The 14,073-nt window shown below is 36.1% G+C and carries 13 protein-coding genes; 7 read left to right on the top strand and 6 right to left on the bottom strand.

The window, feature by feature from the left end:
- Nucleotides 1-54: 54 nt before the first annotated feature.
- The gene (locus tag BLT30_RS09395; protein ID WP_027384121.1) at nucleotides 55-360 is read left to right on the top strand and encodes a DUF3467 domain-containing protein; all 306 of its coding nucleotides are present in this window, start codon (nucleotides 55-57) and stop codon (nucleotides 358-360) included.
- A 478-nt stretch (nucleotides 361-838) separates the two neighbouring features.
- Here the strand turns inward: BLT30_RS09395 and BLT30_RS09390 are convergent, their stop codons facing one another.
- A complete protein-coding gene (locus BLT30_RS09390; protein WP_089873310.1) occupies nucleotides 839-1,903 on the bottom strand; it encodes an NAD(P)-dependent alcohol dehydrogenase in 1,065 nt (354 codons plus the stop codon).
- A 53-nt stretch (nucleotides 1,904-1,956) separates the two neighbouring features.
- Between BLT30_RS09390 and BLT30_RS09385 the strand changes: the two genes are divergently transcribed.
- Complete coding sequence (locus BLT30_RS09385) at nucleotides 1,957-2,388, top strand: VanZ family protein (RefSeq protein WP_089873309.1); 432 nt, start codon at nucleotides 1,957-1,959, stop codon at nucleotides 2,386-2,388.
- Here the strand turns inward: BLT30_RS09385 and BLT30_RS09380 are convergent.
- On the bottom strand, nucleotides 2,375-4,042 hold the full coding sequence (locus BLT30_RS09380) for an OmpA family protein (protein ID WP_089873308.1): 1,668 nt from the start codon (nucleotides 4,040-4,042) through the stop codon (nucleotides 2,375-2,377). The two genes, BLT30_RS09385 and BLT30_RS09380, sit on opposite strands and share 14 nt — an antisense overlap.
- A gap of 93 nt (nucleotides 4,043-4,135) precedes the next feature.
- Nucleotides 4,136-4,483, bottom strand: a complete 348-nt coding sequence (locus BLT30_RS09375; protein ID WP_089873307.1) for a T9SS type A sorting domain-containing protein — start codon at nucleotides 4,481-4,483, stop codon at nucleotides 4,136-4,138.
- 105 nt (nucleotides 4,484-4,588) lie between these two features.
- Between BLT30_RS09375 and hemB the strand changes: the two genes are divergently transcribed.
- Nucleotides 4,589-5,581 (top strand): porphobilinogen synthase, encoded by a 993-nt coding sequence (gene hemB / locus BLT30_RS09370; RefSeq protein ID WP_089873305.1) that lies wholly within the window; start codon nucleotides 4,589-4,591, stop codon nucleotides 5,579-5,581.
- A gap of 248 nt (nucleotides 5,582-5,829) precedes the next feature.
- Here hemB and rmuC read toward each other — a convergent pair whose 3' ends face one another.
- The 3 genes from rmuC to BLT30_RS09355 form a co-directional block, all read right to left on the bottom strand.
- On the bottom strand, nucleotides 5,830-7,176 hold the full coding sequence (rmuC, locus tag BLT30_RS09365) for a DNA recombination protein RmuC (RefSeq protein ID WP_089873304.1): 1,347 nt from the start codon (nucleotides 7,174-7,176) through the stop codon (nucleotides 5,830-5,832).
- Between the two features lie 73 nt (nucleotides 7,177-7,249).
- Nucleotides 7,250-8,128, bottom strand: coding sequence for a polyphosphate kinase 2 family protein (locus tag BLT30_RS09360; protein WP_089873303.1), 879 nt, complete (start codon nucleotides 8,126-8,128; stop codon nucleotides 7,250-7,252).
- A 75-nt stretch (nucleotides 8,129-8,203) separates the two neighbouring features.
- Entirely contained in the window at nucleotides 8,204-8,704 is a 501-nt protein-coding gene (locus BLT30_RS09355; protein ID WP_089873301.1) for a DUF1573 domain-containing protein, read from the bottom strand.
- 117 nt (nucleotides 8,705-8,821) lie between these two features.
- Between BLT30_RS09355 and BLT30_RS09350 the strand changes: the two genes are divergently transcribed.
- The 4 genes from BLT30_RS09350 to BLT30_RS09335 all read left to right on the top strand — a co-directional run bounded on the left by BLT30_RS09350 (nucleotide 8,822) and on the right by BLT30_RS09335 (nucleotide 13,999).
- A complete protein-coding gene (locus tag BLT30_RS09350) occupies nucleotides 8,822-11,437 on the top strand; it encodes a valine--tRNA ligase (protein ID WP_089873300.1) in 2,616 nt (871 codons plus the stop codon).
- Between the two features lie 35 nt (nucleotides 11,438-11,472).
- Entirely contained in the window at nucleotides 11,473-12,117 is a 645-nt protein-coding gene (locus tag BLT30_RS09345; RefSeq protein WP_089873299.1) for a DUF4241 domain-containing protein, read from the top strand.
- A 70-nt stretch (nucleotides 12,118-12,187) separates the two neighbouring features.
- Entirely contained in the window at nucleotides 12,188-13,078 is an 891-nt protein-coding gene (locus BLT30_RS09340; protein ID WP_089873298.1) for a ribokinase, read from the top strand.
- Between the two features lie 81 nt (nucleotides 13,079-13,159).
- Complete coding sequence (locus BLT30_RS09335; RefSeq protein WP_089873732.1) at nucleotides 13,160-13,999, top strand: alpha/beta hydrolase family protein; 840 nt, start codon at nucleotides 13,160-13,162, stop codon at nucleotides 13,997-13,999.
- Nucleotides 14,000-14,073 lie beyond the last annotated feature (74 nt).

The following is a 14,073-nucleotide window of genomic DNA, read 5'->3' as shown; positions in this document are numbered from 1 at the left end:
TAAATGATTTATATTCGTAATCTATAATTTTAACAAAATAATTAAACAAAGAAAATGGACAATAATCAAAACCAAGATCCAAACAACATTAACATCGAACTTAATGAAGTTGTAGCAGCAGGAGTTTATGTGAACTTAGCTTTAGTAAATCATTCACCTTCAGAATTCGTATTGGATTTCATCCAATTGATGCCGGGTGTACAACAAGCGAAAGTAAGATCTAGAGTTATTGTAGCTCCTCTTCACGCAAAAAGAGTTCTAGCTGCACTTCAGCAAAATGTTGCCAACTATGAGCAGCAGTTTGGTGAGATCAAAGAAGTTGAACCTTTCGTATTAGGAGGTAACAACGTTCAGGCTTAAGATATTTCTCTTAACATACCGATCCCGATTCTTCACCGAGTCGGGATTTTTTATTTTAGGATTAATGTTTTCTTAATCCTGTATTCTTTCATTAACAAAACAATGATATATCCGTTTTTTGGTAATTAGAAGAAAACTAATAACGATAGATTAAATTTATTAAAACTGAGGAAGAGGTGCTATTTTGTGTCCTCTTTTTTTGCGAGATTTTGATATAATTTTACTTCTTTTAAGCTAAAAAATGACCTCTTGCAGGTTCGATAAACAGGGCGTTTGCAGAGGTGCTCAAAAACGTACGTACCTTTTCATGAAAACGTACGTATCTTTTTACTAAAACACACGTGCGTTTTTAGTAAAACATACGGAGCTTTTTTAGGATAGGCTTTAGTTATGCCTTAATTTGACTCTAGAAATCCTTAAAACAAAAAGAGAGAATATCAACAGATATCCTCTCTTTTTTATGATCAAATAATTAAAATTAATTCTTCAGACTTTTCATATCGATGACGAATCTGTATTTGACATCACTTTTTAGCATTCTTTCATAAGCATTGTTGATGTCCTGGATATTGATGATTTCGATGTCAGAAACAATGTTCTTTTCTCCACAGAAATCCAGCATCTCCTGAGTTTCTTTGATACCGCCGATCAATGAACCGGCAACAGACCGTCTCTTGTAGATCATCGGTCTCGTACTTACAGCATCGTTCCCGAATTCTCCGATGAACCCAACAAGAACCAATGTCCCATTCACGGTCAATGTATTCATATAAGGATTGATGTCGTGCTCGTAAGGGACTGTATCGATGATCAGATCGAACTTATTGGAAACCGATTTCATTTGGTCTTCGTCGGTGGAAATAATGACGTGGTCTGTTCCCAAAGCCTTGGCATCCTCAGTTTTCCCAGGTGTTCTAGAGAATAAAGTCACCTCTGCGCCCAGACCTTTTGCCAGCTTAATAGCCATATGGCCTAAACCGCCCAAACCGACAACTGCGACTTTAGAGTTTTCTGTTACATTCCAATGTTTAAGAGGTGACCAAGTCGTGATTCCGGCGCAAAGAAGTGGTGCAGCAGCAGCCATATCCAGGTTTTCCGGAAGGCTCAAAACAAAATGCTCATCTACAACCACAGACTCCGAGTAACCTCCAAACGTCCTGGTATCTTCGAAGTATTTGTCTTTTCCGTTGTAAGTTCCTGTGAATCCCTTTTCACAGAATTGCTCCAAGTCTTGTTCGCAGCTATGGCAAGTTCTGCATGAGTCCACCATACAACCCACGGCAACCAGATCTCCGATTTTGAATTTGGTAACATCTGTCCCGACTTGCAATACTTTCCCCACAATCTCGTGACCGGGAACTACAGGATAAACAGATCCGCCCCAATCGTTTCTTGCCGTATGAAGATCCGAGTGGCAAACGCCGCAATAATAGATGTCAATTTCTATGTCTTTCGGTTGGATTTCTCTTCTTTCTATGGTGATTAGTTCCAAATCATTCTCTGGAGCATCTGTTCCGTAGGCTTTTACTTTGTGTGTGTGCATTATTTTAAATATTTTTACTTAAATTTTTATTAATTATCTATTCTTTCTATTTGATGAAGAAACTGCTTTACCGGGTTTATCCTGCACTTATCAATGTCTATACCGTTTTTATGTTGTATTTGCTGTTTTTTGCAACATTCCGTGATGATCTGGCAGATTTTTTAACAATTGAATATGTTCCGTTTAAAACAATTATCAGATATTTAACTACTGTATTGCCCTATCGCCCTTTCGAATTCACATTTAATATGATTGGGAATATCGTTATGTTTATTCCTTATGGCTTTCTAGGGATTCTCTATCCCAAACTCAATAGATTGGGATGGCTCTTGTTGGCATTCATTGTTGTGATTAATATCATCGAGTTTTCACAGTTTTATTTTAAGAGAGGTTTTGCGGACGTCGATGATGTTATTCTTAATACTTTAGGTGTTGTTATTGGATTTTTGATTTACAAAAAATGTTTTTTTATCAAGGGCAAATAACTTTCATCTCTGTTCTTCTGTTGATCTGATGCTGTTGTTCGGTACAATCTACACTGTTACTGCATTTGTTTAGAAGTTGCGTTTCTCCATAACCAATTGGTTTCAGTCTAGATTTGTTGATACCTTTCGATACCAGATAATCTACCGCAGCATTTGCACGATTTTGAGAAAGCGTTATGTTGTAATCATCAGACGCTCGGGAATCTGTATGAGATGCCAATTCAACTTTCACACTTGGATTATCTTTCATGAACTGGACCATTTTGTTAAGCTCTGCTTTTGCATCTTCCCGGATAAAATATTTGTCCAGATCGTAATGGATGTTTTTCAAATTGATTGGCTTTCCACAAGTAGTTTCTTCCATACAAACTTGTAGGTTAAGGAAAAAAGTATTGGTTCTGTCAACATTTTTAGAGGTCACAGTTTCTGTTTGTGAGAAGTAGTTACCCTTTTTTCCATAGATGTTGTAGGTCGTATTCTTATCTGCTTTGAAATAAAATTTTCCGTTGATATCTGTTTTTATTTCGTGATAGATCTCTGTTTCATTATTTTTGACCAGAACAGTTACATCTCTCAAAGGATTTTTAGAATTACAGATGTTCACTTGACCTTTTACAAAGAAAGTTTCTGAATCTGTAGAGATTTCTTTTTTAAGCATTGAGTTTTTCACAAACTCTGTTTTATTAGTTTTTGCTGAGGTCAGCTCTATGTTATAAAGATTTCCTTTGATATCATAATTGTCGGGTTTGATGTTCTTGAAAAAAGCCACACCTTGAGAATTGGTTTTGGCAAAGTGTGTTCTTTTCCCATTTTTAAAAAGTTCTATAAAAGTATCAGGCAGGATCAATCCTGTTTCCTTATCTCTCGCCACAACAGACAATCCATAATTTGGGCTTGCTTCTTTTGTCGGAATTCTAAACGTCAATCCGGCAAAAACACCAGCCGAATGGATCTCATGGTCAAGACTATTATTTCTAATATCCGAATTATTTGGATTGATGTTGTATTGATTTCCAGATTCTGTAAAAGGAATATACCCGGAAACGGAATTATTACTGATTTTGTCTTTCGCTTTGAAATGCTGGATATAATAGCCGCCAACATTCAGCCCAACATATTCTGAAAAAAACCAATTCAACTCAACTTGCCCTTTTCCGGTCAGAACATTTTTCTCATTATAACCATTGTGATAGTTGAGATTGTAAGGGGTTGATGTCAATGATGTTTCTCCACCCTTGATATTGGAAATTCCTCCTTTCAATTTGAAAGCTAAACTCAGATCATCATTAATGATATATCGGAAATTTGGTCCAATTCCAAAGAAATACCGCTGAATATTATTTTGAGTTAAATTAACATTGGTAAGGGGAGTCGTTTCATGTAGATTCTCTGTCGGATAAGTATTTTTCGAAGTATTCTTCAAGTAATCGAAATCAATTCCCAGACCTATCCAATTGAAATAAAAGTCAACAGATGTCCCCAGACTCAGATTGTATTTGTAATCGATGTATTTCGTCTGATTATCATAAGAAGGAAAATCCAGTCCTCCTCGCAAAGACATATTTAATTGATTATCATCATAAAGAGAGTTTCTGAATTGTGAGTTAAAGATCTGAAAGAGAATCACAAAAAGTAAAGTGACCAGTTTTCTCATAATTTAATTTTCTTGGCTATGACAAATTTACAGAAATAAGGATTACAAATAAAAAATGCCGGATGAACCGGCATTATATATTAAATTGAATTTTTACTGTTTGATGATTTGAGCAATCTTTTGGGTATTATCATCCAATGTATATTTCATCAGATATTTTCCAGGACGCAGTTTGTCAAGTCTTAGTTCTGCATTGTTATTATTGATCGTATATTCTGCAACCTGAACTCCCAAAATTGAGAAGAATGCTACAGTTTTAATTTTTGCAGAATTATCCTTTGATTTCAAGATCAAAACATCCTTAGTAGGGTTAGGGAACGCAACCAAAACACCATCATCGGTCTTTTGTCCTGCAATTGCACGAGTAGACTGTGCCTTCATTTCTCCCGAAAATCCAACTGAAACTACCGTAAATATTATAAAGAATAGAAATTTTTTCATTCGCTTTAGCGTGTACTTAAACAATTACAACAAATATATTTTAAATAAAATTAATATGCAATAGTCTATCCGTAAAAGTATAATTAAATTTGCACAAATAATTTTATCAAAATGATTTCAAGAAACAGAAGACTAAGAACCAACGATTCTATAAGAGGTCTTGTTCGTGAAACCAACCTTACAACAAACGACCTGGTGTTACCAATGTTTGTTATGGAAGGTAATAACAAAAAAGAAGCCATTTCTTCAATGCCTGGCGTTTTTCGTCAAAGTTTAGACCTGACGGTGCAAACTGTCAAAGAAAACTACGATTTGGGAATCAAGGCTGTCAATCTCTATATGAAAGTTTCCGATAACCTGAAAGATAACACAGGAAAAGAAGCCTGGAATCCGAATGGATTGATGCAAAATACTATAAAAGCTATCAAAGATGCAGTTCCCGGAGTTGTAGTAATGCCAGATGTTGCATTGGATCCATACTCGATGTATGGCCATGACGGGATCATTAAAAATGGCAAGATTGATAATGATTCTACAGTTGAAGCACTTGTGAAAATGGGAATTTCCCATGCAGAAGCAGGAGCTGACATTTTGGCACCAAGTGATATGATGGATGGCCGTGTTTTGGCTATGAGAGAAGGATTGGAAGAAAATGGATTTACAGATGTCGGGATTTTATCTTACGCCGCCAAATATGCAAGTGCTTTTTACGGACCTTTCAGAAGTGCTTTGGACAGTGCACCAGTTGATGTGCAGGAGATTCCGGCAGACAAGAAGACCTATCAGATGGATTTTCACAATTCCCGAGAGGCGATTGACGAAGCATTGAGAGATGTGGAAGAAGGTGCAGATATCATTATGATAAAACCGGGCATGCCTTATTTGGACATCGTTTCCAAAATCCGTGAACTCATCACGCAGCCCATTGCAGTTTATCAGGTGAGTGGCGAATACGCCATGTTGAAAGCCGCTGCGCAAAACGGATGGCTGGACAATGATAAAGTTCTTTTGGAAAGCTTGACTTGTATCAAACGTGCAGGCGCAGATATGATTTTCACTTACGCTGCACCAGAAGTTGCCAAACTTTTGAATAGATGAAATTTTTAGGAGCTATTTCCCGCTTTCCGTTGCGATCTTTTGCTTTTTCATAGGTGAAAAAAAAGCAAAAGGATTTCCACTGCAATCGGGGCTATGGATTTTGTCTGCTAAACAACTTTTGTCAAGAATTGAACTAGCATAAGTTTAAAACATTTAGTTTGTCATTCCGTAGGAATCTAAACGGACTTTGTAGAGATTCCTACGGAATGACAATATTAATCTGCTTTATCTGCGAGAATTTAAACAATCTACAAATCTTCCTCATCCAAACCTTGAGGGAGATTTTTTTTGTTCTTAATACCAAGATTTTTCAATTTCTGAGTCTGAACAATCAGATTGTCATTTCCCGAGCTCAATTGTTTGAAAGCATCATTATAAGAATTCTTAGCTTGGTCAATATTCTTTCCAATACGTTCCATATTTTCAACAAATCCCACAAACTTATCATAGAGTTTTGCGCCTCTGTCTGCAATTTCCATGGCATTTCGGTTTTGATGTTCGCGTTTCCAAAGGTCTTGGATCAGCTTGAGAGAGGTTATCAGATTAGTTGGACTTAGCAATAGAATTCTTTTGTCATAGGCAAAATTCCAAAGATTGGGTTCTGTCTGCAGAGCAGCAATGTAAGCTGCTTCACTTGGTATGAACATCATCACAAAATCCAGACTTTTATCAAAATCATCATAAGCTTTCTGACTCAATTGATTGATGTGATTTTTCACAGATTGAAGATGTAGATTTTGTTTTTGAGTGAAAAGTTCAGGATCAGTTTCATCTGTCATTTCCACAAAAGCAGTAAGAGAAACTTTACTATCGATGATGACGTTTCTGTTATCAGGATATTTCACAACCGCATCCGGGCGCATTTTTTTTCCGGAAAATTCTGAGAAAATAGCTTTGTTGTTTTCATCTCTTAGTTCGTGTTCCAGAAAATATTCCTGATTTTTTCTCAATCCTGATTTTTCCAGAATACTTTCCAGGATCATCTCTCCCCAGTTTCCCTGCGTTTTGCTTTCGCCTTTTAGAGCACGGGTCAATTGTTTGGCATCTTCGGAGATCTGCTGGTTCAGGTCTTTCAGTTCACGAACTTTTTCGCCAAGAGAGAAACGTTCTTTGGCTTCTTTATCGTAAGTTTCGTTCACCGTATTTTTCAGCTCATTGATCTTTTCCTGAAAAGGCTCCAGAATTAATTTTAGCTGATTTTGATTGAGTTGAGAGAATTTCTCTGACTTTTCTTCCAAGATCTGATTGGCCGTTTTCTCAAATTGTAAACGGGTCGTTTCCTGAATTTTCAAAAATTCTTCTTTCTGATTTTCGAGTTGGTCTTGTAAGTTTTTGTAATGGGCATTTAGCTCGGCGTTTGTGAAAAGTAGCTCTTCTTTACTTCTTTGGATTGAAGAGATTTCATTGGTCAGATCATTATTTGAAAGTTTTAATTCATCAATTTTTTGTTGGTAATTGTTCTCATTTTCCTGAGAACGGATGAGTTTTTCATTCAGAACATCAATGTTTTTCTTGCTTACATACAACGATTTCATCAAAAGGAAAACTAAAAATCCTCCGATGATCATTCCAACAAATGCATAAATAACTTCCATTTTATTCTTATTAATTTTTTACAATTTTAAAATAACTTTCGTCTATAAAATTGAGGTTTTCCGTAATAGGGAATTACTTTTCACTTTCCAATTTTGCTTTGGATTCTGCTAATCCGTTTTTCTCATTTTCAGAAAGTTTTGGATATTGCAGGTTCATTTCATCCAGTTTATCAATAATAATTTGAATCGCGGCAACTCTGGAAAACCATTTTTGGTCAGCGGGAATTACAAACCAAGGAGCAGAAGCGGTAGAAGTTTCGTTAATGACTTGCTCGTATGCTTTCATATAATCATCCCAAAAACCTCTTTCTGTAATATCTCCCGAAGAAAATTTCCAATTTTTATCACCCTCATTGATTCTGTCTAGGAAACGTTGCTTTTGTTCTTCTTTGGAAACGTTCAGGAATATCTTGATGATTTTTGTTCCGTTATTTGCCAAATGTTTTTCAAAATTTCGGATGCTTTCGTAACGGTTTTCCCAGAATTTTTTATCGAATTGTTTTACATCTTTCCAAACCTTTTCGCTAAGATTGTACTCAGGATGGACCTTACAGACCAACACGCTTTCGTAATGTGAACGGTTAAAAATCCCAATTTTTCCTTTTTCGGGGAGTGCATGGTATTGTCTCCAAAGAAAATCGTGAGAATATTCTTTAGAACTTGGTGTTTTGAAACTTGTTACTTCACAACCTTGGGGATTCACACCACCAAAAACATGTTCTATCAAACTGTCTTTTCCAGCGGCATCCATTGCCTGAAGAATGATGAGCAAAGACTGGCTTCCATCAGCATACAATTTCTCTTGTAGAACACGTAGTTTTTCGTTTTCTATCTCCAGGAGTTGCTTGGCTTCATCCTTATTGATGTTACCTTTGTAGCTTGTATTATGTTTTTTTATCTCGAATTTTGAATTTTCTTTTATCAAGAAGTCGTCAGAAAAGTTATATCCCATAAGAATTTGATTTAGTGTAAAAATAAAAAACCGCTCCTTAAAAAGAAACGGTTTTATAAAATTTATAGAAATTTATTATTTAGCAGCTTCCACTTTTTGAACGGCAGCTTTTTTTGCGGCTCTTTTAGCTTGTGCAGCAGGCTGAGCAGCTACAGCCGTCGCTGTTGCAACTGGTGCTACAGAAAGTTTAGCTTCTTGATTAACTCCTTGCAGATCCTCAACATTTCCTTTGATATAAAGAACTGATCTGTTGTTTGCAGGATCGTTGGAATAAACTTCAATTAATTTGTTGAAAGCTCCCTTGATGCCAGTGTTGTATCCAACTTTGATCTGGGCAGATTTTCCAGGTAGGATCGGGTCTTTGCTCCATTCTGGAGTCGTACATCCGCAAGAAGGTTTTACTTCGCTGATGATAAGAGGCTTGTCACCAGTATTTTTCACTGTGAAAAATCTGTGTCCGTCAGAACCAGCTTTTACATTTCCATAGTCGAAAGTTGTTTTGTCGAATGATATTGTTTGAGCAGATGCGAATGCGATAGCTCCTGTCATAAATAATCCAGCAAGAATCTTTTTCATATTTTTTTTGTTTTAATTAAATTTTAAAGAACAAAGTTATAAATAATTTAAATATGTGATGTTAATTTTTTCACATTATCTTATTTTTGCAAGTTACAAGCCAAAAATAATTTTAAAATGCAGATTGCAGACAAATACAATCCACAGGAAACTGAACAAAAATGGTATGACTTCTGGTTAGAAAACAAATTTTTCCACTCGACTCCAGATAACAGGCCTCCTTATACAATTGTAATTCCGCCACCTAACGTGACGGGAATCCTTCATATGGGACATATGTTGAATAATACGATTCAGGATGTATTGGTCAGAAGAGCAAGGATGCAGGGTTTCAACGCTTGTTGGGTTCCCGGGACAGATCACGCTTCTATTGCAACAGAAGCAAAAGTTGTTGCCAAATTGAAATCTGAAGGTATCAATAAATCTGATATTACCCGTGAAGAATTCCTAAAACATGCCTGGGACTGGACTGATAAATATGGTGGAACAATCTTGGAACAATTGAAAAAACTAGGTTGTTCCTGCGATTGGGACAGAACAAGATTTACTTTGGAAGATAAAATGTCCCAGCAGGTTATCAAGTCTTTTGTTGATCTGTACAACAAAGGTTTGATCTACAGAGGCTACAGGATGGTGAATTGGGATCCTGAGGCGAAAACCAATATTTCTGATGAGGAAGTAATTTTTAAAGAACAAAACGGAAAATTATATTTTCTAAAATATAAGATTGAGGGTTCGGAAGATTTCCTTTCGGTTGCTACAACACGTCCTGAAACTATTTTTGGGGATACAGCCGTTTGTATCAATCCAAATGACGAGAGATATGCTCATTTGAAAGGTAAAAACGTAATCGTGCCAATTGTCGATAGGATCATTCCTATTATCGAGGACGACTATGTTGATATCGAATTTGGAACTGGTGCTTTGAAAATTACGCCGGCTCATGATGTTAATGACTACGAGATCGGACAAAAACATAATCTTCAGATGATTGATGCTTTGGATGATGACGGTAACCTGAACGATTACGGTTTACATTATGCCGGAAAAAACAGATTCGATGTAAGAAAGCAGATTGCAAAAGAATTAGAAGAAAAAGATCTTTTGTTGAAGGCAGAAGATTACATGAACAAAGTAGGAACTTCTGAAAGAACAGGTGCTGTTATCGAACCTAAGGTTTCTGTTCAGTGGTTCTTAAAAATGTCAGAAATTGCAAAACCTGCTTTGGATGTTGTGATGGATGATGAGGTGAAATTTTATCCTGAAAAATTTAAAAATACTTACAAGCATTGGATGGAAAACATCCGTGACTGGAATATTTCCCGTCAGCTGTGGTGGGGACAGCAGATTCCTGCTTATTATTATGGTGACGGAGAAAATGATTTTGTAGTTGCTGAAAATATTGAAGATGCGGTAAAATTAGCGCAAGAAAAAACTTCCAACTTCCAACTTCAAGCTTCTGATCTGAAACAAGACCAAGATGCTCTTGATACTTGGTTCTCATCCTGGTTGTGGCCAATGTCTGTTTTCGATGGGTTGAATGAGCCGGAAAATAAGGACATCAATTACTATTATCCAACTTCAGATCTGGTTACAGGTCCGGACATTATCTTCTTCTGGGTTGCCAGAATGATCATGGCGGGATTGGAATTCAGAGGGAAAGTTCCTTTCAAAAATGTTTATTTCACAGGAATTGTGCGAGATAAGCAAAGAAGAAAAATGTCTAAACAATTAGGCAATTCCCCGGACCCGATAGATCTTATTGAAAAATATGGTGCAGATGGCGTTCGTGTAGGAAGCTTGTTGAGCGCACCTGCAGGAAACGATCTGTTATTTGATGAAGATCTGATGTTGCAGGGCAGAAACTTTGCTACAAAAATCTGGAATGCTTTCCGATTGATCAATATGTGGAATCACGAAGACAAGCCTCTGAATGATTCTGACAAACAATCTATCGAATGGTTTGACAACAAATTAAATAAAACGATTGTAGAGATCAATGACCAGTTCGAAAAATTCAGAATTTCTGACGCTTTGCATTTGATCTATAAATTGATCTGGGACGATTTCTGCGGATGGTATTTGGAAGCTATCAAACCTAATTTTGGTGAAGGAATTTCTAAAGAGGTTTATACAAAAACCATTTATTTCTTCGAAGAATTAATGAAGTTGCTTCATCCATTTATGCCTTTCTTGACGGAGGAATTATGGCAGGCTATTTCTGAAAGAAGCACAGATGAAGCTTTGGTAATTGCTCAGCAGAAAAAAGCAGATGCATTTAGCGAAAATATCATCAAGAACTTTGAAACTTCAGAAGAATTGATTTCCGGAGTGAGAAATTACCGTCAAACAAAGGGAATTTCGCCAAGAGAGGCTGTTGAGGTTTTTACTAATGCTACAGAATTTCCGAATGAAGCGGTTGTAAGAAAATTGGCTAACGTTTCTGAAATCCATTTTGGAACAAAAACAGATAAGCCAAGCTTCACATTCTTAGTTGGTTCTGCAGAAATTTCAATTCCTTTAAGCGAAAATTTGGATCTAGCCGAGGAAAAAGCAAAAACTGAAGAAGAGTTAAAATATTTGAAAGGATTTTTGATTTCTGTAGATAAAAAATTATCGAACGAAAAATTTGTAGCTAACGCAAAACCAGAGATTGTAGAAGTTGAGCGTAAAAAACAAAAAGATGCTCAAGACAAAATTGCTTTGCTGGAAGAGAAATTAAAAACGCTTTAGCCAAAAGATATCAACTGACAACTATCAACTAAGTGATGACTCACATAGAAAACATAAAAAAATTATTCTCCCGGGACTTCGTAGAAAATCCTTTATTGGAAACCTACGAAGTCGGGGAAATCCATATTTCATCAGGACAAATTGTGGCAAGCGATGTTTTGATTATGCCTGATAAATACGCCTTCAATCAAGAGTTTCCGAAAGGTGATTTTACGGTTTTGATTCACAAAGAAAGGGAGTCCAATTGTGTGGCTTATGCTGAAATCGTTTTCGATAAAGATCAATTGGCTGAAAACTGGACTTTGGCTTTATGTGATGACCAAGATCTGAAAGATTTAAAAGAAGGTGAAATCTTTGGTTATCCTGTAGAATCTGGAATGGGAAGTTTTATGGACAAGGATGCTCAGACCGCTTTGAATAATCTGGAACAAGAGCTTTTCCATAAAAAAGGAGCTGATTTTATGGGAATCTATGAAGAGTTTTTTCATTCCCATTTTTTTGATGAAAATGGCGCAATTGACCAATTTGCGTTTCTGAAACCTTACGATAATAAAAGTGAAAATATTGTCGCTTTCGAAACAGGTTATGGTGAAGGTTTTTATGCAACATATATCGGTTATTCCAAAGACAATCAAGTGGTTAAATTAATTTCTGAGTTTATAGAAATCGGAATGGATTAAATTGTTACATTAGCGGAAATGAAATCCTAAATAACAATTTCATTTGACTTTTAAACAATTAATATTACCAATGAAACTAAGTAATATCAAACCTCAGATTGTAGTTGTAGGAAGCTCATCAATCGACCTGGTTCTCAAAACATCTAAAATACCGACTGCAAATAATACTGTTCTGGCAGATAGCCTGAAAAGCTTTCTTGGAGGAAAAGGGGCAAACCAGGCGATTGCAACATCACGTTTAGGCGCCCATACTTCTTTGATAAGTCGTGTAGGAATGGATCCCTATGGACAGCAGGTTCTTAGAAATCTGGATGATGAAGATGTAAATGTGGCTTATGTTGTGGAAGACGATGACGAAGACACAGGAACGGCTTATGTAAACGCTTCTGATGAAGGAAACGCCATCACGGTTGTTCCCGCAGCTAATTATAATCTGTCTCCAAAAGACATCAACGAAGCAGAGAAATATCTTTTGACAGCAGATCTGATTTTAACTCAGCTAGAGATTCCTTTGAAAACTGTTGAATATCTTTTCAAAAAAGCAAAAAGTCTTGGAAAGAAAATCGGGATCTATGCAGCTCCTGCAAATCGATTGTCAGATGAAATTATAGAATATGCAAGCTTCATAGTTGCAAAAAGTACAGATTTGGAAGTAATTTTCGGAGAAGGCAACCACGAAGAGATCATGAAACACCTTCCCAACAAATTATTTGTGAGAGATGGTGCCAACAGTACCAGCTATTTTGACGGTTCTGAGATGAAATATTTCCGGAATGACCCTAAAAGTCAATCGCATAATATGGGGTTGGGAGATGCTTTTACATCAGGATTTTCCATCGCATTGCTTCACGGGAATTCTATCGAAGATTGTGTACAGTTTGGGAACGAAGTTGCACTTAAAGCTGCTGATTACAGAGGTTCTCAGAAAGGTTTGCCTTATCTTAAGGATTTTCAGAATTAATATTTCCAGCATATCGAAATATCAATTTCAACGGTTTGATTTTTTTACTTTTATAAAATGATTCCATTAAAATCATTTTTAATGCAAAGTATTAATATCATAACCGAGGATAATTACAGTTTGTCTGTTCATATTTTTGAACCTCAAAATCCTAACAGAAAGATTTTGTTGATCAATTCTGCGACAGGTGTCAAACAGCAGATCTACTTTTCGTTTGCCCAGTTTTTTTCTGAGCATGGTTTTACTGTTGTTACTTACGATTATCGTGGAATAGGACTTTCAAAGCCTGATAAAATGAAAGGCTTCGAAGCATCGATGAGAATTTGGGGGACGAGAGATTACAAAGCTGTGACGAATTATATAAAAGCAAACTTTCAAGATTATCAGAAATTTTGTTTAGGACATTCGGTTGGTGCTTTGATTTTAGGAATGAATCAGGATTCCGAGATGTTTGAAGAATTTATATTTGTAGGAACTCAGAATGCTTTCGTCGGAAATCTAAAATTCAGAACAAAGATTGAAGCTTATCTTGGCTTCGGAGTTGCACAGCCTTTATCAACAAAATTATTAGGCTATTTTCCTGCGGATTGGTTTGGTTTAGGCGAAAGTTTACCTTCGGGAAGTGCATTTGATTGGAGAACTTTGATTCTCAATAAAAAATCAACAAATAAGCTATTAGAAAAATCGGAGGATTATTCTAAAAATTTGACCCAGAAAGTTTTTGTAGTAAGGGCAGAAGATGATGCTTGGCTCACAGAAAAAGGTGTGAAATCCCTTTTAGAAGACACTTATCCAGATCTGAAACCCACTTACAGACTAATAAAAACATCGGAGTCAGAAAAAAATGAAATAGGACATATTAATTTTTTCAGAAGCTATAACAAAAGACTCTGGAATATTATTTTAAAGGAATTAATCTAAACTTAAATATTTGTGAACTTTGCCAAGTTTTACACCTTTGCGAACTTAAAATATTTTCAATAATTATAAAAAAT

The sequence above is a fragment of the Epilithonimonas hungarica genome (assembly GCF_900102265.1).
Classification (GTDB): Bacteria; Bacteroidota; Bacteroidia; order Flavobacteriales; family Weeksellaceae; genus Epilithonimonas; species Epilithonimonas hungarica.
The sequence above is the reverse complement of the archived record's forward strand: the minus strand, read 5'-3'. Positions and strand labels throughout refer to the sequence as shown.